The sequence below is a fragment of the Nocardia sp. NPDC050435 genome (genome assembly GCF_040655395.1).
Taxonomy (GTDB): Bacteria; Actinomycetota; Actinomycetes; order Mycobacteriales; family Mycobacteriaceae; genus Nocardia.
The window spans coordinates 79,348-100,058 of sequence record NZ_JBFAJW010000013.1; the positions used below are offsets into that span (position 1 = coordinate 79,348).

Annotated in this window: 18 protein-coding genes; 9 read left to right on the plus strand and 9 right to left on the minus strand. The window is 70.4% G+C overall.

What is annotated here, in order from left to right; genetic code table 11:
• The first annotated feature begins 110 nt into the window (after nucleotides 1-110).
• From AB0I43_RS33625 to AB0I43_RS33635, 3 genes are all read left to right on the plus strand, one after another.
• A complete protein-coding gene (locus AB0I43_RS33625; RefSeq protein WP_356980134.1) occupies nucleotides 111-1,931 on the plus strand; it encodes an APC family permease in 1,821 nt (606 codons plus the stop codon).
• 213 nt (nucleotides 1,932-2,144) lie between these two features.
• Nucleotides 2,145-2,456 carry a hypothetical protein gene (locus AB0I43_RS33630; RefSeq protein WP_356980133.1) on the plus strand — a complete coding sequence of 104 codons (312 nt, stop codon included), beginning with the start codon at nucleotides 2,145-2,147 and terminating at the stop codon, nucleotides 2,454-2,456.
• Between the two features lie 3 nt (nucleotides 2,457-2,459).
• A complete protein-coding gene (locus AB0I43_RS33635; protein ID WP_356980132.1) occupies nucleotides 2,460-5,375 on the plus strand; it encodes a hypothetical protein in 2,916 nt (971 codons plus the stop codon).
• 272 nt (nucleotides 5,376-5,647) lie between these two features.
• Here the strand turns inward: AB0I43_RS33635 and AB0I43_RS33640 are convergent, their stop codons facing one another.
• From AB0I43_RS33640 to AB0I43_RS33650, 3 genes are all read right to left on the minus strand, one after another.
• Nucleotides 5,648-6,355, minus strand: a complete 708-nt coding sequence (locus AB0I43_RS33640) for a response regulator (RefSeq protein WP_356980131.1) — start codon at nucleotides 6,353-6,355, stop codon at nucleotides 5,648-5,650.
• Nucleotides 6,356-6,420: 65 nt separating this feature from the next.
• Nucleotides 6,421-8,943, minus strand: coding sequence for a sensor histidine kinase KdpD (locus AB0I43_RS33645; RefSeq protein ID WP_356980130.1), 2,523 nt, complete (start codon nucleotides 8,941-8,943; stop codon nucleotides 6,421-6,423).
• A gap of 48 nt (nucleotides 8,944-8,991) precedes the next feature.
• A complete protein-coding gene (locus AB0I43_RS33650; RefSeq protein ID WP_356980128.1) occupies nucleotides 8,992-9,147 on the minus strand; it encodes a hypothetical protein in 156 nt (51 codons plus the stop codon).
• A 380-nt stretch (nucleotides 9,148-9,527) separates the two neighbouring features.
• Between AB0I43_RS33650 and AB0I43_RS33655 the strand changes: the two genes are divergently transcribed.
• The 4 genes from AB0I43_RS33655 to AB0I43_RS33670 are packed head-to-tail and all read left to right on the plus strand — an operon-like array spanning nucleotide 9,528 to nucleotide 14,311.
• Nucleotides 9,528-9,614 (plus strand): potassium-transporting ATPase subunit F, encoded by an 87-nt coding sequence (locus AB0I43_RS33655; protein WP_357433363.1) that lies wholly within the window; start codon nucleotides 9,528-9,530, stop codon nucleotides 9,612-9,614.
• Complete coding sequence (kdpA, locus tag AB0I43_RS33660) at nucleotides 9,615-11,285, plus strand: potassium-transporting ATPase subunit KdpA (protein ID WP_356980126.1); 1,671 nt, start codon at nucleotides 9,615-9,617, stop codon at nucleotides 11,283-11,285.
• 1 nt (nucleotide 11,286) lies between these two features.
• Nucleotides 11,287-13,425: a potassium-transporting ATPase subunit KdpB gene (gene kdpB / locus AB0I43_RS33665; protein WP_356980125.1), complete on the plus strand. Its 2,139-nt coding sequence runs from the start codon at nucleotides 11,287-11,289 to the stop codon at nucleotides 13,423-13,425.
• A 1-nt stretch (nucleotide 13,426) separates the two neighbouring features.
• A complete protein-coding gene (locus AB0I43_RS33670; RefSeq protein ID WP_356980123.1) occupies nucleotides 13,427-14,311 on the plus strand; it encodes a potassium-transporting ATPase subunit C in 885 nt (294 codons plus the stop codon).
• A 52-nt stretch (nucleotides 14,312-14,363) separates the two neighbouring features.
• Here the strand turns inward: AB0I43_RS33670 and AB0I43_RS33675 are convergent, their stop codons facing one another.
• On the minus strand, nucleotides 14,364-15,146 hold the full coding sequence (locus AB0I43_RS33675; protein WP_356980121.1) for a MerR family transcriptional regulator: 783 nt from the start codon (nucleotides 15,144-15,146) through the stop codon (nucleotides 14,364-14,366).
• Entirely contained in the window at nucleotides 15,143-15,976 is an 834-nt protein-coding gene (locus AB0I43_RS33680) for an SDR family oxidoreductase (RefSeq protein ID WP_356980119.1), read from the minus strand. Before AB0I43_RS33680 ends, AB0I43_RS33675 begins: the two co-directional genes overlap by 4 nt.
• 82 nt (nucleotides 15,977-16,058) lie before the next feature.
• Between AB0I43_RS33680 and AB0I43_RS33685 the strand changes: the two genes are divergently transcribed.
• Entirely contained in the window at nucleotides 16,059-16,298 is a 240-nt protein-coding gene (locus AB0I43_RS33685; RefSeq protein ID WP_356980117.1) for a hypothetical protein, read from the plus strand.
• Between the two features lies 1 nt (nucleotide 16,299).
• Here AB0I43_RS33685 and AB0I43_RS33690 read toward each other — a convergent pair whose 3' ends face one another.
• Entirely contained in the window at nucleotides 16,300-16,866 is a 567-nt protein-coding gene (locus AB0I43_RS33690; RefSeq protein WP_356980115.1) for a YdcF family protein, read from the minus strand.
• An 85-nt stretch (nucleotides 16,867-16,951) separates the two neighbouring features.
• Here AB0I43_RS33690 and AB0I43_RS33695 point away from each other — a divergent pair, with 85 nt between their 5' ends.
• Nucleotides 16,952-17,422: a VOC family protein gene (locus tag AB0I43_RS33695; RefSeq protein WP_356980113.1), complete on the plus strand. Its 471-nt coding sequence runs from the start codon at nucleotides 16,952-16,954 to the stop codon at nucleotides 17,420-17,422.
• Here AB0I43_RS33695 and AB0I43_RS33700 read toward each other — a convergent pair.
• The 3 genes from AB0I43_RS33700 to AB0I43_RS33710 all read right to left on the minus strand — a co-directional run bounded on the left by AB0I43_RS33700 (nucleotide 17,409) and on the right by AB0I43_RS33710 (nucleotide 20,598).
• Nucleotides 17,409-18,494 (minus strand): winged helix DNA-binding domain-containing protein, encoded by a 1,086-nt coding sequence (locus tag AB0I43_RS33700; protein WP_356980111.1) that lies wholly within the window; start codon nucleotides 18,492-18,494, stop codon nucleotides 17,409-17,411. The two genes, AB0I43_RS33695 and AB0I43_RS33700, sit on opposite strands and share 14 nt — an antisense overlap.
• A gap of 87 nt (nucleotides 18,495-18,581) precedes the next feature.
• Nucleotides 18,582-19,022, minus strand: a complete 441-nt coding sequence (locus tag AB0I43_RS33705; protein ID WP_356980109.1) for a carboxymuconolactone decarboxylase family protein — start codon at nucleotides 19,020-19,022, stop codon at nucleotides 18,582-18,584.
• A 64-nt stretch (nucleotides 19,023-19,086) separates the two neighbouring features.
• Nucleotides 19,087-20,598 carry a substrate-binding domain-containing protein gene (locus AB0I43_RS33710; RefSeq protein ID WP_356980107.1) on the minus strand — a complete coding sequence of 504 codons (1,512 nt, stop codon included), beginning with the start codon at nucleotides 20,596-20,598 and terminating at the stop codon, nucleotides 19,087-19,089.
• Between the last annotated feature and the right edge of the window lie 113 nt (nucleotides 20,599-20,711).

Consider the following 20,711-nt stretch of genomic DNA (forward strand, 5'->3'; position numbering starts at 1 on the left):
GGGTGCGCGGGCGGCATTCCGCACGGGCCCGGTATGACCGATCTCACCCGGCCGTCAGTATTGCGTCAGGGCCACTGGTGGCCGCGCGGTCGTCCCCCGAGACTCCGCCCATGACCGATTTGTTGTCCCCGGCGCCCAGCGCGCCGGAGCGGAAGCAGGATCCCGGCCGGCGCGGCCTGACGGTGCCGACCGGATTGGCCGGACTCTCGCTGGACGCGATGGCCTCGGTGTCCTACGGCCCCGAGGCCATCGTGCTGGTTCTCGCCGTCGCCGGCGGCGCCGGACTCGGGTTCACCGTCCCGGTGACCCTCGCCATCGCCGCGCTGCTGGCGGTGCTGGTCGCCTCCTACCGGCAGGTGATCGCGGCCTTCCCGGACGGTGGCGGCGCGTACGCGGTGGCCAAGGCGTATCTGGGCAGGCGGACCGGTCTCACGGCGGCGGCCTCGCTGATCGTCGACTACGTCCTCAACGTGGCGGTGTCGATCGCCGCCGGTATCGCGGCCCTGACTTCGGCCTTTCCCGTCCTGCACGGATACACGGTGGAGCTGTGCCTGGCCGTGCTGGCAGGCATCACCGCGCTGAACCTGCTGGGCATCACCGAGAGCGCCCGGGTCTTCATGGCGCCGACCATCGTGTTCGTCGCCGGGATCCTGCTGGTGATCGTGGCCGGGCTGGTGCGCGGCACGCCCGCCGTCGCGCCCGCGCACGTCGCCCCGCTCGGGGATGTGCAGACCGTGGGAATCCTGTTGCTGCTCAAGGCGTTCTCCAGCGGTTGCGCCGCGCTGACCGGCGTCGAGGCGATCGCCAACGCGGTGCCGAGTTTCCGGCCGCCGCGGGTGCGCCGGGCGCAGCGGGCGGAGGTCGCGCTCGGCGCGCTGCTCGGCGTCATGCTGATCGGCCTGGCGGTGCTGATCCAGAAGTTCGAGGTGCGGCCGGTCGAGGGCACGACGGTCCTGTCCCAGCTGACCTCCGCCGCGCTGGGTGACGGCGTCGGCTACTACGTCGTCCAGTTCGCGACCGTCGTGCTGCTGGCCTTGGCCGCCAACACCTCCTACGGCGGACTACCGACGCTGACCCGGATCCTGGCCGACGACAACTGCCTGCCGCACCGGTTCGCGGTGCGCTCGCCGCGCCTGGTGTATCGGTACGGCGTGCTGACCCTCGGCCTCGCCGCGGGTGTGCTGCTGATCGGCGCGGGCGGCGAGATGAACACGCTGGTGCCGCTGTTCGCGATCGGCGTGTTCGTCGGCTTCACCATCGCCCAGGCCGGGATGGTCCGGCACTGGCTGCGCACCGCCGCGCCCGGACGACGGTGGCGGTTGGCGCTCAACGGCTTCGGCGCGCTGCTGACCTTCGCCGCGGCGATCGTCACCACCGCGATGAAGTTCACCGAGGGCGCCTGGTTGATCGTGGTCGTGCTGCCCGCGCTCGTGCTCGCGATGGAGCGGGTGCGGCGCGCGTACGGCCGGATCGGCGTCAGTCGCCGCGCGGTCACCCCGGGCGGCGCCGGTGCGATGCCGGAGCGCCCGCGGCCGGACGGTGCCGCCGTGGTCGTGGTCCCGGTGTCGGAGGTCTCGGATCTGAGCTGTCAGGCACTGTCCGCCGCGCTCTCGATCGGCCGCGACGTCGTCGCTGTGCACGTCTGCCTCGAGGCGGAAGCCAGTGCGGAATTCGCTGCGGCCTGGGCGATCTGGCATCCCGAGGTGCCGCTGGTGATGCTGGCCGACCGGGATGCCAGCGTCGGCGGGCCGGTCGCGCACTACCTGCGCGAGACCTATCCGGAGCGGCGGCGGATCGTGCTGATCGCCGAGCTCGATCCGCCGGTCGGGTGGCGGCGGGTGCTGCCGAGTCATCGGGGCCGGGAGTTGGGCAAGCAGCTGCGCCGGCAGCCCGGGACGGTGGTCTGTCATCTGCGCGTGCCGGTGATCTGACCGGGCTCGTGCCGCGGCGGCCCGGACGGTCGCCGCGGCGTCAAGGATCTGTCAACGGGCGCTACCGCCGTGGGGTCGCCGGGCCAGCCGATTCGCGGGAAAGCCCAGGCCCGCCGACTGTCAGTGAGTCGCAAAATCGGATTCCGGCCTCTGGCCGCGGGTTTCGTCGCCGTGCCATCGTCGGACACCGATTCATCGTGGAAGGTGCCGGTAATGCGGAAGTTGGAAGTGACCCCCGGTCGATTGCGCGGCGCCGCAGGGCAAATGGGCGATCTCCGAGATCGGGTGCACGTCATTCTCGACACGCTGGAGCACGCGCTGGCCGCGCAGGGGGCGGCCTGGGGCGGCGACGGCTACGGCAGCACCTTCGCCGACGGACCGCAGGGCTACCTGGCCGCCCGGGAGAACCTGACCGAGGGTTTGAGCAACACGGCCACGACCCTGGACTCGTATTCGGACGGGCAGTACGCCGCCGCGAAACTGCTGGAGCGCATGGATCTGGCCATGGCACAGGGCATTCGGTAGCGCATGTCGATCTCGATTCCCGGCGAACTGGAGTGGCTGGGCTGGGTGGCGGGCTCGGACTGGCCCGACGGTGACGAAGACAGAATGTGGGCGATCGCCGCCGAGTGGCGCACGGCCGCCGCCGACCTGCGCGAACTGCTGCCCGAACTGGCCGCCGCGCGCTCGGCGACGCTCGAGGCGTATCCGTGGGGCGCGGGCATCGAAGCCATCACCGCCCGGCTCGACGAACTCGACCACGGCCCGCAATCACTGGAACGCCTGGCCGAACTGCTCGACCTGGTCGGCGAGTCCGCCGACGCCCTCGCCACCGAGATCGAGTACACCAAGATCCTGGTGCTCACCTCCCTGGCCATGCTGGCCGTGGAAATCGCCGCGGCCTGGATCTTTCCACCCACCGCACCACTGGCCGAGGCCGTCGCGATCGCCACCACCCGGCTCGCGGTGCGCCTGCTCGGACAGCGCGCCGTCAGCGCGATCGCGCAGTTCGCCGCCAAGACCGGCATCGCCGCCCTCACCAAATTCCTCGCCAAGCATGTGGCGGTGAGCACCGCGCTCGGCGCCGGGCAGGACCTCGCGATCCAGGCGTACCAGGTCGGCGCGGGTCATCGCGACGACATCGACTGGGATCGCGTCACGACCACCGCCTACACCGCCGCCGCGGCCGGTGCCGTGGGCGGACCGGTCGGCGGACTGCTGGCCAAGGGTGCCGCGAAAGTCCCGCTTCCCGGTGGGCGCTGGGCCGCGGCCGGAAAGGGCATGGTGGTCGGCGCGGGATCCGGAATGGCCGGCGCGCTCGGCGCCTGGGGCGTCGGCGGCATCGAGAACGGCTGGACCTGGGATCCCCGTCTGCTCACCAGCGGTGCCGCGTACGGCGTTCTCACCGGCGGCAGCAAGGGTTTCCGCCACTCCGCGTTCGGCCGCGGGCCGGGCGCAGGTCGCTTCGCAGCCGCCGGTTCGGCCCGATTCGGCGACGGCGCGGCACCGCATCCCGCGATCCGGATCAACGATCCGGCAGGCAGCTCGTCCCCGCACCAACACGGCGCGGCACCGCAACCCTCAGCCCGGATCACCGATCCGGTAGGCGGCTCGTCCACGCACGAACCTGGCGCGGCACCGCAACCCGCGATCCGGATCACCGATCCGGCAGGCGGCTCGTCCACACGCCAACCAGGTGGGGCATCCGAAAGTAGCTCCCCCGCAGCGCAATACAGGGAATCGGCGGCCTCCGGCACGGGGTCGCCGGGCGCACGCATCTCCGCCGAGGGGTCCCCGCGTCCCCTCGCCAACGAAATCGGAGCGCACCGCCAGGAATCCGCCACACCGGCACGCCCGACTACCGGCGAGGACGCCGCCCGCCCCGCTGTCGCGGCAGACGGCGGCGGCGCGTCACCGAATCCCCAGGGCGACAACGGCACCGGGCCCTCGCACCCGAACACCTCGGCTCCCGTCGTCGCCGGAGACACGGCCACACCCGCCAGGGCCGGGGCCTCGATCTCTTCGGTGGAGGCCGGGACAGCGTCCACCAACCAGGCCCGCCCGGGTGAACCGAACATCGTCGCCGGGCCTCGCGAGACCGGAGGACCCGGACAGGGCGACGCCTCGCCTGCCCACGCAGCCGAACCCCACGCAGAGTCCCCGGCAGCCAGCGAAGCGACAGCCACCGCAGCCAGCGAACCAACGGGCACCGCAGCCAACGAACCAACGGCCACCGCAGCCGGCGAACCAACGGCCACCACAGCCAACGAACCAACGGCCACCGCAGCCGGCGAAGCAACGGCCTCTACAGCCAGCGAAGCGGCGGCCTCCGCATCGAACGGAACCGTGGAACAGCCGGCGTCGCGCGAGACGCCCGCCGCGACCCGAGCAGCTGAACCAGCCGGCCCGAATATCGCCACCGGGCTGCACGAGACCGGAGGACCCGGACAGGGCGACGCCTTACGCAATCCCGCAGCCCGACCTCGGGCGGAAGCGTCCGGGGAACGATCGCAGGATCCGGTAGTGGATTCGGTCCGGGATACGTTGCGCCAGTTTGGTGTCGATGCCGACGGGATGACGCCCGAGCAGTTGCGCCAGGCCGGGGATACCGCGCTGGCGCGCGCTGTCGACGGGTACGCGGACCAGACGGCGGCACTGGAAGGCGCTGGGCTGCGGCCGGGCGAATTCGCCGTCGAGCGCAGGGCGTTGCAGCGCCGGATCGAGGAGTTCCTCGCGCTGCGGCGGGCGCTGCGAACCGATCTCGATCAGCTCAGCACCGGCAGTCCGCCCGCGGCCCAGAACCCGCCCACGGCCCCGAACCCGCCCACGGCCTCGAACCCGCCGGCGGCCCCGAACCTGCCCGCGTCCTCGAACGCGCATACCGGCACAGAATCGCTCGCGCGGCCGCAAACCGCCACGCCCCGGCCCGACGCTCAGCCTGCACCGACAACCGAAGCCCTGGGCGACACGAACCCGGATGCGCCCACTCCGAGCGACGCTCCGGACACCACCTCGAAGATTCCCTACACACCGAGGTATTTCGGAGTCCCTCCGATCCCGGAGTACAGGGCGGCAGCCGCACCCGACGAATCCGTATGGCAACCCGGCACCACCCCGAGCCCACCACCCGAAGCTAATCCCGAACCCGCACCGCCCCCGGAGCCTGAACCCGCGCCGCAGCCGCAGCCCGAGCCCGAACCCGCGCCGCAGCCGCAGCCCGAGCCGCAGCCATGGCCGGGGCCCAGGCCGGAGCCGCACCCGGAACCCACGCCACAGCCGCAGCCACAGCCCAAGCCCGAGCCGCACCCGGAACCCACGCCACAGCCGCAGCCCGAACCCGCGCCGCAGCCCGAGCCGGAGCCGCAGCCGGGGCCGGGGCCGGGGCCGGGGCCCAAGCCGGAGCCGCAGGCGTGGCCGGAGCCCAAACCAGAGCCGCAGCCGTAGCCGGAGCCCAAGCCGTGGCCCGAGCCGGAGCCGTGGCCCGAGCGAGCCCCAGCGCCCGAGCTGAACCCGGAACCGCAGCCCGAGCCAGAACTCGAGCCCTGCCCTCAGCCAGAGCCCAGAACACAGCCCGTACCGCAACCGCATCCCGCGCCAGCACCCAGAAACCCTGTCTGACAACCCGACTCACCCACGAGCCCCACCCAGCCGTGCGGGCTCACCCCCGAACACAAAGGACCCGGCAGCCCACGCTGCCGGGTCCACCGTGCCCCACCTCACACCACGAACCGATACCCCATCCCCGCCTCGGTGATGAGGTGTTTCGGCCGCGCCGGATCATCCTCGAGCTTGCGGCGCAACTGGGCCAGATACACCCGCAGATAATGGGTTTCGGTGGCGTAGGCGGGCCCCCAGACTTCACGGAGCAGCTCGCGCCGGCCGACGAGTTTGCCTTTGTTGCGGACCAGCATTTCGAGCATCCCCCACTCGGTCGGCGTCAGATGCACGGGCACACCGTGTTTGGTGACCTTCTTCAAGGCCAGATCGACGGTGAACGATTCGGTCTGCACGACGGGCTCGTGCGCGCCGGGATCGGCGGAGCCGCGCCGGACGGCGGCCCGCAGCCGGGCCAGCAGCTCGTCCATGCCGAACGGTTTGGTGACGTAGTCGTCGGCGCCTTCGTCGAGCGCCTCGACCTTGTCGGTGGAGTCGGTGCGCGCGGAGAGCACGATCACCGGGGTCGAGGTCCATCCGCGCAGCCCGGCGAGCACCTCGATGCCGTCCATGTCGGGCAGGCCGAGGTCGAGGATGATCACGTCGGGGTGTTTGTCGGCGGCCAGTCGCAGGGCGGCGGCGCCGTTGCCCGCGGTGATCACCTCGTAGCCGCGCACCGAGAGATTGATCCGCAGCGCGCGCACGATCTGGGGTTCGTCGTCGACGACGAGCACCTTGATCGGCGGCGCCTCGTTCTTGCGGTCGGTCATCGCGAATTCCCGTGCGGACCGGGCCGTTTCGCCACTGTGCACCACCTTCGCTGTCGTTGTCGCTGTCACGCCGGGGCGATCCCGGTCGCGGTCTCGGCGGGGGCCGTGTGCCCGGCGGGCAGTTCCACCAGCATGGTCAGCCCGCCGCCGGGCGTCGGCTCGGCGTGCACCGTGCCGCCCATCGCCTCGACGAATCCGCGCACCACCGACAGGCCGAGGCCGACACCGGTGGAGTTGTCGCGGTCGCCGAGCCGCTGGAAGGGTTCGAAGAGCTGTTCCTCGGAGCCGGGCGCGACGCCGGGGCCGGTGTCGATCACCGCGATCGAGACCAGGGCGCCGGTGGTGTCGGCGGTCACCCGGACCGAGCTGTCGCGCGGGGCGTGCCGCAGCGCGTTGTCGATCAGGTTGGCGAGCACGCGCTCGAGCAGTCCGGCGTCCGCCAGCACCGACGCCTCCCCCACCTCGACCCGCACCCGGTTCATGGCGGCCCGGCGCAAGCCACGCGCGCCCATGCCCACGCTCACCAGCGCCCGGTGCACCACCTCGTCCATGTAGACCCGGCGCAGTTGCGGCGTCACCACGCCGACGGCCAGCCGGGACGAATCGAGCAGGTTGCCGACCAGCGCGGTGAGCTGGTCGACGGATTCCTCGATGGTTTCCAGCAATTCGGCGGTGTCCTCGGTGGAGAACTCGATGTCGTCGCTGCGCAGACTCGACACGGCGGCCTTGGCCCCCGCCAACGGCGTGCGCAGATCGTGGCTGACCGCGGAGAGCAGCGCCCGGCGCAGCCGGTCGGCCTCGAGCAGCGCGGCGGCCGCACTGGCTTCCTCGGCGAGCCGGGACTGCCGCACGAGTCCGGCGGCCTGGTTGGCGACCGCGTTCAGCACCGGCCGGTCGGCCGAGGCCAGTCCGCGCCCGGACAACAGCAGCAGGCTGGAGGAATCCCCGGCCTCGATCACCGTTTCCGCGTCGCCGGCGCGCTGCGGCGGATTCTCGCCGACTCCGGCCAGCACGCGGTCACCGCACAGCAGGCTGACTGCCCGCTGACCATAGGTTTCCCGGATCTGCTCGAGCAGGTTGGGCAGATCGGCGCCGGAGAGCACGGCCCCGGAGAACATGGTGAGCAGCTCGGCCTGCCGGGACGCCTTGCGCGCCTGCCGGGCCCGCGCGGCCGCCACGTCGACCAGGGCCGCCACCGCGACGGCGACGAACAGCAGCACCACGACGGTGACGAAATTGTCCGGTTCGGCGATGGCGAGGCTGCGCCGCGGCGGGGTGAAGAACCAGTTCAGCAGCATGCCCGAGAGCAGCGCCGAGCACGCGGCCGGAATGACACCGCCCAGCAGCGCCACGGCCACGACGCCGACGAAGAACAGCGCGCTCAGCCCGCCCAGTTCCAGGTAGCGGTCCAGGATCGCGCTGACCCCGGAGACCGCGAGCGGGATCAGCAGCGCGCCGACCCAGGCCAGTAGCCCGTGCCGCGGCGCGATGGAGTATCGGCGTACACCCCGGTTGGCTTCCTCGTGCGTGACCATATGGACGTCGATCTTGCCCGAGCGCTGCACGACGGTGGCGCCGATCCCCTCGTCGAGCATGCGCGCCCAGCGCGACCGGCGGGAGGTGCCGAGCACCAGCTGGGTGGCGTTCACCTCGCGCGCGAATTCCAGCAGCGCGGCGGGCACGTCGGAGCCGGTGACGGTGTGCAGGCTGGAGTCGAGGCTGGCGGCCAGCTCACGCAGCCGGTGCAGCCGCTCGGTGGACACCCCGGCCAAGCCGTCGCCGCGCACCACGTGCACGAGCACCAGGTCGGCGCTGGACTTCGTGGCAATGCGGCTCGCCCGGCGCACGACGGTCTCGGATTCCCGCCCGCCGGTGACCGCGACGACGACGCGTTCGCGCGCCTCCCACATTTCGGTGATCCGGTGATCGGCGCGATACTTCGCCAGCGCCGCGTCCACCTGATCGGCCAGCCACAGCAGCGCCAGTTCGCGCAGCGCGGTCAGGTTGCCGGGCCGGAAATAGTTGCGCAGGGCGGCGTCGACCTTGTCGGCCTTGTAGACGTTGCCGTGCGACATGCGCCGGCGCAGCGCCTCGGGCGTGATGTCGACCAGTTCGACCTGGCTCGCGCCACGCACCACGGCGTCCGGCACGGTTTCCTGCTGCTGCACGCCGGTGATCTGCTCGACCACGTCGTTGAGGCTTTCCAGATGCTGCACGTTCACGGTGGACACCACGTCGATGCCCGCGTCGAGCAGCTCTTCCACATCCTGCCAGCGCTTCTCGTGCTTGCTGCCGGGCGCATTGGTGTGGGCGAGCTCGTCGACCAGCACCACCGCCGGGGCCCGGCGCAGCACCGCCTCGACATCGAGTTCGGGTATTTCGGTCCCGCGATAGGACACCAGCTTCGGCGGAATCCGCTCCAGGCCGTCCAGCAATTCGGCGGTCTTGGTCCGGCCGTGCGTCTCGACTACCGCCGCCACCACGTCGCGGCCCCGCTCGAGCCGGCGGTGCGCCTCGCCGAGCATGGCGTAGGTCTTGCCGACTCCGGGGGCCGCGCCGAGGTAGATGCGGAGCTGGCCGCGCTTCACGCGTCCATCATCACGCGCGATGCGCGCGCCGGAGCGGCGGCGCGACCGTCAGGCATCGCCGAAGCCCGAACTCCGAACCCGCACCCGGACGCGCTGGTCGGCCGACCCGGGCGGGCGAGCCTGATCCTGACGCAACGCCACCACGCGGATGGCCAGCGCACAACAGAGAAACCCCACGAGGACCGCGACCGTGACAGCGGACATGCCCAATACCTTCCTGGCGACGACGGATACCGGTTGCGCTGGAGCGGATCCGCCTGGCCGGCTGTGTCGTTTCTACCGTCCGCTCGGGCGATAACCGGCGTCTTTACGACTTGTTGACGGCCGTGTCGAATTCTTTGACGGCATTCGTTCGAGGCGCCTGCGACCCGGCGTAAACGAAGCGCAAAGGCGCCCGGCCGGGGCGCTAAGGAGTCGTAAGGGCGGGCCGATTCGCGGTATTCGCGCGCTTGACTCGGCTCGACGCGCTCACCCGTTCCGAGCGCCGTACGGAGGTTGTGATTCATGTCTGTCGTGGTGTTCACGGTGCTCACCGTGGCGATCTTCGCCCTGCTGGGCGTTATCCAGCGAGGGGTGGAGAAGCTGTGACCGCGAACCTTATCGGTCTGATCCTGGCCATCGGCGTCGCCCTGTACATGGTGGCCGCACTGCTGTTTCCCGAGAGGTTCTAGGTGAACACGACTACCGCAGGGATCGTCTTCATCGTTTCCCTGGTCCTCGCGCTCGCCCTCGTGCACGTGCCGCTCGGCGACTACATGTACCGGGTGTTCCAGGCGAGCAAGCATTCCCGCGCCGAGCGGCTGATCTACAAGACCATCGGCGTGCAGCCGGAGGTCGAGCAGACCTGGCCGGTCTACGCCCGCAGTGTGCTGGCATTCTCGGCGGTCGGCCTGCTGTTCCTGTTCTTCTTCCAGTTGGTGCAGGGCAAACTGCCGCTGCACCTGAACGATCCGGGCACCGAGATGACGCCCGCGCTGGCCTGGAACACCGCGGTCAGTTTCGTCACGAACACCAACTGGCAGAACTACTCCGGCGAGTCCACCCAGGGCCATCTGGTGCAGATGGCCGGGCTCGCGGTGCAGAACTTCGTGTCGGCGGCGGTCGGCATCTCGGTGGCGATCGCGCTGGTGCGCGGGTTCGCCCGGCGCCACACCGGCGACCTCGGCAACTTCTGGGTCGACCTGGTGCGCGGCACCCTGCGGATCCTGCTGCCGATCTCGTTCGTGTTCGCGATCGTCCTCGTCGCGGGCGGCGTCATCCAGAATTTCCAGCTGCACGACCAGGTCGCGACCACCCTGGCCGGGGCCGAGCAGACCATCCCCGGCGGACCGGTCGCCAGCCAGGAGGTGATCAAGGAACTCGGCACCAACGGCGGCGGCTTCTTCAACGCGAATTCGGCGCACCCGTTCGAGAATCCGGCGACCTGGACCAACTGGCTCGAGATCTTCCTGCTGCTGGTGCTCAGCTTCTCGCTGCCGCGCACTTTCGGCCGGATGGTGGGCAGCCGCAAGCAGGGTTACGCGATCGTGGCGGTGATGGGCACGATCGCGCTGTGCAGCGTCGCGCTGACGAACTTCTTCCAGCTGCGGCACCACGGCACCGTGCCGAGCGCGGTGGGCGCGTCCCTCGAGGGCGTGGAACAGCGCTTCGGCGTGGCGGATTCGGCGACCTTCGGCGCCGCGACCACGCTCACCTCGACCGGCGCGGTGAACTCCTTCCACGACTCCTACACCAGCCTCGGCGGCATGATGACCATGTTCAACATGCAGTTGGGCGAGGTCGCGCCCGGCGGTGTCGGTTCGGGGCTCTACGGCATGCTCATCCTCGCGGTGATCACCGTGTTCGTGGCCGGGCTGATGGTCGGACGCACACCGGAATACCTGGGCAAGAAGATCACGCCGCGCGAAATCAAGCTCGCCGCTTCGTATTTCCTGGTCAGTCCGCTGATCGTGCTGGTCGGCACCGCGATCGCCATGGCCATGCCGGGGCAGCGCGCGTCGATGACGAACTCCGGCCCGCACGGGCTCTCGGAAGTGCTGTACGCCTTCACCTCCGCGGCCAACAACAACGGCTCCGCCTTCGGCGGCCTCAGCGGCAACACCGAGTGGTACAACACCGCGCTCGGCCTGGCCATGCTGTTCGGCCGGTTCCTGCCGATCATCTTCGTGCTCGCCCTGGCCGGATCGCTGGCCCGGCAGGGCAGCACCCCCGCCTCGATCGGCACGCTGCCGACGCACCGGCCGCAGTTCGTCGGCCTGGTCGTCGGCGTGACGCTGATCCTGGTCGCGCTCACCTTCCTGCCCGCGCTCGCGCTCGGGCCGCTCGCCGAGGGAATCCACTGACATGACCACTTCCGTAACCGAAAAGCCTGTCGCGGAGCCGGGCCCGGCACCCGGTGTGCGCCGGGGCGTGCTCGACCCGAAGCTGCTGCTCACCTCCCTGCCGGACGCGGTGCGCAAGCTGGATCCGCGCACCCTGTGGCGCAATCCGGTGATGCTGATCGTCGAGATCGGCGCGCTCTGGTCGACGGTGCTGGCCGTCGCCGACCCGAGCTTCTTCGCCTGGGCGATCGTCGTCTGGCTCTGGCTGACCGTGATTTTCGCGAATCTGGCCGAGGCCGTCGCGGAGGGGCGCGGTAAAGCGCAGGCCGATACCCTGCGAAAAGCCAAGACCGACACCATGGCCCGGAGGCTGGCCAACTGGTCGCCAGGCGCGCGAATCATCGAGGAGAAGGTGGGTGCACCCGAGCTCCAGCGCGGTGACCACGTCGTCGTCGAAGCCGGGCAGGTCATTCCCGGCGACGGCGATGTCGTGGAGGGCATCGCCTCGGTGGACGAGTCGGCGATCACCGGCGAATCCGCGCCCGTCATCCGCGAATCCGGGGGCGACCGCTCGGCGGTGACCGGCGGCACCACGGTGCTCTCGGACCGAATCGTCGTGCGGATCACCCAGGAGCCCGGCCAGAGCTTCATCGACAAGATGATCGCGCTGGTCGAGGGCGCGTCCCGGCAGAAGACGCCGAACGAGATCGCGCTGAACATCCTGCTGTCCGCGCTCACCATCATCTTCGTGTTCGCGGTGGTGACCTTGCAGCCGCTGGCGATCTTCTCCAAGGCCAACAACCCCGGCGTGCCCGACACCCATGCCCTGAACGTCAACGGCATCACCGGCATCGTCATGGTGTCGCTGCTGGTCTGCCTGATTCCCACGACCATCGGCGCGCTGCTGTCCGCGATCGGCATCGCGGGCATGGACCGGCTCGTGCAACGCAACGTGCTGGCCATGTCCGGTCGCGCGGTCGAAGCCGCCGGCGATGTGAACACACTGCTGCTGGACAAGACCGGCACCATCACCCTGGGCAACCGGCAAGCCTCGGATTTCGTTCCGGTGCCCGGTGTTTCGGCCGAAGAACTGGCCGATGCCGCCCAGCTGTCCAGCCTCGCCGACGAGACGCCCGAGGGCCGCTCCATCGTCGTCTACGCCAAACAGGCTTTCGGCCTGCGCGAGCGCACCCCGGGTGAGCTGACCGACGCGCACTGGGTGGAATTCACCGCCCAGACCCGCATGTCGGGCGTCGACGTCGGTGGCCGGCAACTGCGTAAGGGCGCGGCCGGCGCGGTCACCGAATGGGTGCGCGGGCAGGGCGGCCAGGTGCCCGACGAACTCGGCGCGGCCGTGGACGCCATCTCCGCCACGGGCGGCACACCGCTGGTGGTCGGCGTCGCCGAAGACGGAAAAGCGAAGGTGCTCGGCGTCATTCAGCTCAAGGACGTCGTCAAGCAGGGCATGCGTGAACGTTTCGACGAGATGCGGCGCATGGGTATCCGCACCGTCATGATCACCGGCGACAATCCGCTGACCGCCAAGGCGATCGCCGACGAGGCCGGTGTCGACGACTTCCTCGCCGAGGCCACCCCCGAGGACAAGCTCGCCCTCATCAAGAAGGAACAGGACGGCGGACGGCTGGTCGCCATGACCGGCGACGGCACCAACGACGCACCCGCCCTGGCGCAGGCCGACGTCGGCGTCGCCATGAACACCGGCACCTCGGCGGCCAAAGAGGCCGGCAACATGGTCGATCTGGATTCGGATCCCACCAAGTTGATCGAGATCGTGGAGATCGGCAAACAGCTGCTCATCACCCGCGGCGCGCTCACCACGTTCTCCATCGCCAACGACATCGCCAAGTACTTCGCGATCATTCCCGCGCTGTTCGTGTCGCTGTTCCCCGGCCTGGGCCTGCTCAATGTGATGCGGCTGGCCAGCCCGCAGTCGGCGATCCTGTCGGCGGTCATCTTCAACGCGCTCGTCATCGTCGCCTTGATCCCGCTGGCGCTGCGCGGCGTGAATTATCGCCCGGCGGACGCGTCGTCACTGTTGAGCCGAAACCTGCTGATCTACGGCGTCGGCGGCATCGTCGCCCCGTTCCTCGGCATCAAGCTGATCGATCTGATCATCCAACACCTCCCCGGGATGTCCTGAAATGCGTATGTCTACTTGGCTCCGGCAGCACCTCGCCGCCCTGCGGGCACTGCTCGTGCTCACCGTGATCACCGGAATCGTCTACCCCCTGGCGGTTTTCGCGGTCGGACAGCTGCCCGGCCTGAAGGACAAGGCCGACGGCTCGCTGCTCGAGGTCGACGGAAAGGTGGTGGGCTCCAGCCTGATCGGGCAATCCTTCACCGACGCCGACGGCGTCGCCCTGCCCCGGTACTTCCAGAGCCGGCCGTCCGCGGCGGGCGACGGGTACGACCCGATGTCGTCCTCGGCGAGCAACCTCGGACCCGAGGACATCGTCGATCAGAACGTCTTCGACCCGGAGGGCCGCGCCGGTCTGCTCAGCGTCATCTGCACCCGCAGCAAGGAGATCGGCGCCCGCGAAGGCGTCGACGGACGGCGGGCGTTCTGCACCGAAGACGGTCTGGGCGCGGTGCTCTCGGTCATCGGCCCGCGCGACAGCGACGGCGAGATCTCCCGGCCGACGCAGGTGGTGAGCGTCAATCAGGCGTGCCCCGCCAAGCCGTTCCTGGACACCTACCGCGGGGTCGCGGTCGAGTGCGCGCAGCCCGGCGTGGACTACTCGATCGGCCGGATCATCCCGATCCCCGGTGACGTCCCGGCCGTGCCCGCCGTGCCCGCCGACGCGGTCACCGCCAGCGGCAGCGGCCTGGACCCGGACATCTCGCCGGAGTACGCGGCCATCCAGGTCGCGCGGGTCGCCGCCGCGCGCGGTATCACCGCCGACCAACTCCGCGAGGTCGTCGCCGCCCACACCCGGGGCCGCACGCTCGGCTTTCTCGGTGAACCGCGCGTCGACGTGCTGGGGCTGAACGTGGAGCTGGACAGCCGCTTCCCGGTGCGAAGCTGATCTCTGCGCGGGCAGGGGGCCGGCCCTCTGCCCGCGCGGCGACAAGAAACCGCTAGTGCGTGTCCGGCCGGGGAATGTAGACGCCCGCGGCCCGCAGCCGCGCCTCCACGAGCGCGACCAACCGGACACCGCCCGGCGCCTGCTCACCGCCGTGGTCGGCGATCATCTTGTATCTGGTCCCGGCTTCCGTGCGGGCTTGCAAGCCGGTGACGATCTTCAAATGCGCCGGGTTGGCGAGGTAGTGCTCGGCCATCGCGTCGGCGATCTCGACCAGGCGCGGGTCGTCGGGCGCCCAGGTCGCGGCTTCGGCGGCCCGTTTGCTCAAGGCGACGAACTCCGGATCCTCCAGGGCGGGCTCGACATTGGTCAGGTAATCGTCGAAGCCCTCCGGGACCAGCGCCCTGGCCAGCACCATGCCCTCGCGGGCCGCGGCGACGTCGTCCGCGGCGAAGCCGAGTTCGGGCATCCGGCGCAGCACGGCGACCGCGCGATCGGGCAGCAGGGTGCGGTCGCCGTCGGCCAGCCGGTGCAGGGTGTCGCGCCGTGCGATCAACTCCTCGATCCGCGCGGTGAGCTGGTGCTCGACGTCGGCCAGCGCGGTGGCGAACGCCGCGGCGTCGGCGTCGAGCAGGGCCGCGACATCGGCGAGCGGGACCCCGGCGGCGGCCAGCGTGCGCACCTGCACCAGCCGCAGCAGGTCCGCCGAGCCGTAGCGCCGGTAGCCGGAGCTGTCCCGTTCGGGCTCGGCGACCAGACCGTGCTTGTGATAGTGCCGCACGGTCTTGATCGTGACGCCCGCGAACGCCGCCGCCTGACCGATCGTCACGCCGTTCATCTGCGCCTGATGCCGCTCGCGAACGCGAGCAGCAGGTCCAGCACCGGGGTCGGCGTGAGCGCGGTGGCCACGACCTGCGCCTTGCCCGCGACGCCGACCACATAGCGGGCCCGCGGCCGGCGCGCGGTGAGCGCGCGCTCGACATCGTCGACCACGGTGCGCACCGGGGCCGCGACCTTCTGCACCTGGGCCGCCATCCTGCGCATGCCCGTCAGCTGCGACCCGTACAGCGCGCGCTGGGCGGGCGTGAGGCGCTCCAGGCCCGCGTCCACCATGTCCAGTGCCCCGCCCCACATATCGGTGTCGGTCGGCCCCGGCTCCACCAGCGACACCGGAATTCGCCACGGCCGCAGCTCGATCCGCAGCGCGTCCGCCAGGCCCTCGAGCGCGAACTTCGAGGAGTTGTAGGCGCCCGTCCCCGGCGTGGAGATCCGGCCGCTCAACGAGGACAGGAAAACGATGCGCCCCTTGCTTTTCCGCAGTCGCGGCAGCACGGCCTGGGTCACCGCGAGCGTGCCGAACACGTTGACCTCGAACTGCTCGCGCAGCGCCGGCACCGTCAGCGTCTCCACCGGCCCGTCGACCACGATCCCGGCGTTGTTGACGATCGCGTCCAGTTCCTCGGGCAGGATTTCGTCCAGCGCCGCGATCTGACCGGCGTCGGTGATGTCGAGCACGACCGGGACGATGCCCGCGTGCCGCTCGGCCAGCGCCTCGCCGTCCGCGATCTTGCGTACACCGGCGTAGACACGCCAGCCCCGCTCGGCCAGCCGCAGCGCGACCGCCGCACCGATACCGCGACCCGCCCCGGTCACCAACACAGCTCTCATGCGCGCGAGCCTAGTGCCGCCGTAACTATCGGGCGACCGCCGCCGATCTGATCGGCAAGGGGATCGAGTGGTGGGAGTCGGCATGCGGGGTCAGCAGGGGGCGGGTGGGTCCGCCCGGCGGGGGCCCGGCATGTGGCTACGGCCGCTGCTCGGCTGCGTGGGCGCGCTGTGCGTGGTGCTGGCCGGGGTGACGGCGTTCGACTCCCCGCGGACCCCGACGAACCAGCAACCGCCCAACCAGCAGCTGCCCTATCGACTACCGGTTCTGACCACCCAGTATCCGACGACCACCACCACCCCGCCGCCGACACCCGGTCGCTGATTCACCCGCCGGTCGCGTCCGCGCGCAACCCGTACAGCGCGAGCAAAGGCTTGAGCGGCAGCCATTCGCCGAAGCGATACTCCGCACCCCGCACCAGCCGCTCCGCCAGCTCCGGATGCTGCCGCGCCAGATAGCGCCGTGCCTTCGCCGCGTGCAGGGGCACCGACACGATCTTGATCCGGTCGGCGTCCTGGATCAGCGGTATCGCGAAAGCGATGTTCTCCCAGGTATTCCGGCTCTGTTCCTCCAGCAACGGCACACCGCGATAACCGCGCTCCCGGGCGTAATCGGCCAGCAGCGACGCCTCGCTTCGCGGGCCCGCGCACGCCCCGCCGCAGAGCACGAGCCGGCTGTCCACCGCACCGGTATCCACCGAGCGCAACCCGGCGCGCATCCGCCAGCGATTCATCGCGTTGGCCCGCGCACCGCCGTTGCGAAAACCGAGCACCACGACCGCCTCGGAGCCGCCGCGCCCGGGGCCGACACTCCGGAGCGAGGCGCGCCAGTTCACCCACTCGCCCCACAGCAGCACGCCCACCAGACCGGCCGACCACGTCCGCTTCCGCATCACCCCACCCAAGCACATCGATCGCCCGCGAGGTGATCAGGAATCGAGAAGCCCGCGCCCCGGCCCCGCGCCTACCGTAATTCTCATGTGCAACACACCGTTTCAACCGCCCCGCGCGGCCCTGGCTCTGCAGTACTACCAGGTCACCGTTCTCGATTTCGACGAGTCGCTGGCCTTCTACCGGGACGGGCTCGGCCTGGAGGTGGTCTCCGACGTCGGCGCCGGCGACAAGCGCTGGGTCAACCTCGCCGGTCCCGCCCAGCCCGGCCTGCAATATGTGCTGTCCCGCCCGCACGCGGGCCGTTCCCAGGAAGACGGCGACGCCCTGCAAGCCCTGCTCGTCAAGGGCATCCTGCCCATGCTCGTGTTCACCACCGAGGACCTCGAAAGCACCTTCGAGCGGGTGCGCGCCACCGGCGCCACGGTGCTGCAGGAGCCGGTCGATCGCCCGTGGGGCCCGCGCGACTCCGCGTTCCGCGACCCGTCGGGCACCACCGTCCGGATCCAGCAGGGCGAGGTGCGCACCCGCCGCCCGCGAACGACTAGCCCTCGATGACGACCTTGTGCTCTTCCTCCGCCGCGACGAACGGCAGCAGCGCCTCCGCCTCGGCCCGCACCGCGGCCTCGTCGGCGCTGCTCAGAGGATGCCACGGGGTGATCCGGACGGTGCCGCCGTCCAGCGCCCAGCGGCCGTGCACGAAACCGTCCACCAGGTACATCGGAATGCCCGCCGAGGCCTCCTTGGCGATGCGCTGGCGATCCGTTTCGCTGATGATGCGGCGGCGATCCTTGTGCCCGAGCACGGCGTTGTCGAAGGCGGGCAGGAAGCGGACCGGGACGGCCAGCTCCGGATCGGCCAGCGGCGCGCCGGGCAGATCGAAGAGCACCTTGTGCTGATCGTCGGTGAAAACGGTGAGCTCCGAACGCATTCCGTCGATCACCTCGGCCAGCCTGGTGGTGCCGGACCACGCCTGCATATCGGCGACGGTGGCCGGGCCGAAGGCGGCCAGATAGCGGCGGATCAGCTGCTCGGGATCGGCGGGGCCCAGCGGTGCGCCGATCCACTCCTCGGCCAGCCCGACCGTGACATAGCGGTTGCGCCAGCGGCCCCACGCGCCCGTCTCGGCGCTGTGCGCCATCGGGACCATCACCTCGACCGATTCCGCGAGCCGGCGCACATGCCGGTCGGGGAACCGCTCGGCCAGTAATCGGCCGAAATCGCTGCGAGACAGCGCCTTCCCGGCCAGGAGCTCGCGCCCCGAGGCCGCCAAGCGCGCCAGATCGACGCCCTCGATCTCGTCGCGGTAGTAGGCGGCCTTGAGCATCGCATCGATCCACGGCTGCACCGTGGGACGCAGCCAGCCGAAATCCTCGGCGGTGGCCAGATGCACGGTGCGCCGGATCATGGTGGAGCGCACCAGCTTCCGCTCGCGCAACAGACCTTCGAGATCGGCGTGGGTGAATCCGGCCAGGCGCGTCCACAAGCCGACGTAGGGCCAGTTCGGTTCCTGCCCCTGGACCGCGACGAGATGCCGGATCAGCTCCAGCGGCGCCAGCTCGACCCGCTCGGTCAGCATCTGACGCACCAGCAGCGTCCGGTTCAATTCCCGTAGCGATAGTTCGGTCATGCCTCCATCCTGGCTCAGGCCACCGACATCTTCACGACCGAGGATCGGATCGGCCGGCCGATTCCACCATCGGCCGGCCGGGCGGCCTCAGGGCTTCGGCGGCTCCATCCGCAGCGGCACGCCGATGCGATTCCACAGGTTGATCATGGCGGTCACCGCCACCAACCCGGCCTGCGCGCCCTCCTCGAACTCCGCCTGCACCTCGGCCCAGACCGCGTCGGTCACACCGTGCGGGCCCAGGGCGGTCACCTCCTCCGCGTAGGCGAGCGCCGCCTTCTCCGCCGCGCTGAACTTGACCGACTCGCGCCAGGCGTTCAGGTAGTAGATGCGCTGCTCGGTCTCCCCGTGCAGGCGCGCATCGGTGGTGTGCATGTCGATGCAGTAGAGGCAGCCGTTGAGCTGGGACACGCGAATCTTGACCAGTTCGCGCACCGTGGCGTCCAGCGGCCCGCGCCGGATCGCCATTTCCGCCTCGTACCAGCCCTTGTAGACCTCGGGGGCGAGTTCGGGCAGGTTCAGACGTGCCATGGTGGCGTCTCCTTTCGTCGGTGGGTTCCACCAGGTGGACGAGACAGCACCGGCAACTGTGACATCAGTCCGGCAGGCAGCGATCCCGGTCGGGCAGATCGGCGCAGGGCGCGTTGCCGAACGCGCGCAGGACCTCCTGCCCCGTCTGCTCGGTCAGGAACCGCAGGAACGCCGCGGCGAGCGAATCACCGGGCGGGTCGCCGTAGCTGTAGGCGTACTCGACGCCCCAGAACGGGTAGGTCCGCTCGATCGCCGCGTCCCGCTCGGCCGGGACCCCGCCGAGGGTGACCGGCACCAGGTCGGCCTTGCTCGCCTCGGACGACGCGCTGTACCCGACCGCGCCGGGCAACTCGGCCACCGCGGCGATCATGTCGCCGGTCACCTGTACGTCGCAGTGCTCGGGCCGGGTGCCGATGAGATCCTTGATGCCGGTGCAGCTGACGTGGCGGCGCGGCGGCTGCCCGGCGGCGTCGAGCAGCCGCCGATCGAAGGTGTCACGCGTGCCGGAGCCGGGCAGCCGGTTCACCAGCACGACCGGAATATCTCTGCCGCCCAGCTCTTTCCAGTTGGTGATCCGATCCTGGTAGAGGTCGCGGACCTGCGCGACGGTCAGGTCGCGCACCCCCACGTCCCGGTGCACGATCACCGAGAACAGCGACAGCGCCAGCGCGCGATGCCGCAGCGCGGGGTAGGCCGCGCCCTTGGAACCGTCGCTGATCGTCAGCAGTTCTCGATTGTCCCTGCCCTGCACCGTGACTCGATCCAGCCCCCGCTCGGTACCCTCGAACCCGAAATCGAATTCCGCACGCGGGCAGCGGCTCGCGTACTGCGCCGCCGCCTGCCGGATCACCGGCTCGAACGCCGAGGACCCGACCAGGGTGAGCCGGCCCGCGGCGCAATCCGCCGGCGCGGGCGCGGGTTCCAGGGCGGCGACGGCGAACTGCACCACGATCACCAGCACCAGGAACGCGGTGAGCGCCAGCATCATCCGCGAGGCGCCGGTGCGGCTGCGGGTTTCGGTGACGCGCCCGCCCTTGATGCCGCCGACCAGCACCGGCGGCGAATACTCCCCGTTGCCCTCCGAGCGCTGCAGGATCGCGAGGATCTTGTAGTGGTCGGACCGATTCAGCAGCACGCGGGGCAGATCGATCACGCCGATATGGCCCGCGGTGTCCTCGCGCACCCCGAGGCCCGAGGTGCTCCCGAGACTGTCGGCCAGCGCCGGATCGCTGAGTTCGGTCACCGCCATCCCGACCACGCGGCGCTGCGGAAAACGCAGGTGCAGACCGATTCTCGGGGACGGCAGCAGATAGTCGCCGGGCTCGACGGTGGTGGCGCCGCTGTTCTCGATCCGGACCAGCACCACCGACAGATCCCGCAGTTCGGCCCGGCTCGGGCGCAGTTGCTCGAGCACGCCCGGGAACGCCGAGGCGATCTCGCCGGTGACGGGCGTGTCCATCTGCACGCGGTAGCCGAGTCGTCGCCGCCCGACCACGACGAACTCCCAGAGAAACGCACCGACCGGCACCGCGATACCGACGAGCGCCAGGACGGTATCGAGCGGAAAATCGCCCACCTGTGTTCCCACTCCCCCACAGATTCGGCCGTGACGGCACTTTCCCCCATTGTCGGCGGCGGTGCGCGGCACGCCACGGCGCTACGACAGTGTTCGGCAACAGTTCATCGCAC